1 protein-coding gene is annotated in these 222 nt (G+C 54.1%); it reads right to left on the bottom strand.

Translation table 11 applies throughout. From position 1 onward, the window contains the following. Window positions 1-222 (bottom strand): winged helix-turn-helix domain-containing protein (locus F7Q90_RS26490; RefSeq protein WP_151161267.1); only part of this gene is annotated, 222 nt, incomplete at both ends.

Below are 222 nucleotides of genomic sequence, written 5' to 3'. Positions count from 1 at the left end.
GGGTTTTCCGCACTACATTTCGCCAGTGCTTCATGGATAGCGACCATTTTTTCTTCTTTGTGTGGGTCACGGATACGCAGTGTCGGCGCGGCTCTCCGCCATACCAGGCCGGCAGCAGGTAACCATCGCCGGATGGTTGAAGCATGTAGCGGACAACCGGTGATATCACGGATTTTTATCGCCAGAAGTTCGGTGCTCCAGCGGGAACGCTGATAACCAAAA

It is taken from the genome of Pantoea stewartii subsp. stewartii (assembly GCF_008801695.1).
Lineage (GTDB): Bacteria > Pseudomonadota > Gammaproteobacteria > Enterobacterales > Enterobacteriaceae > Pantoea > Pantoea stewartii.
Note: the sequence above shows the minus strand (reverse complement) of the source record. Positions and strands in the feature narration are given on the sequence as shown.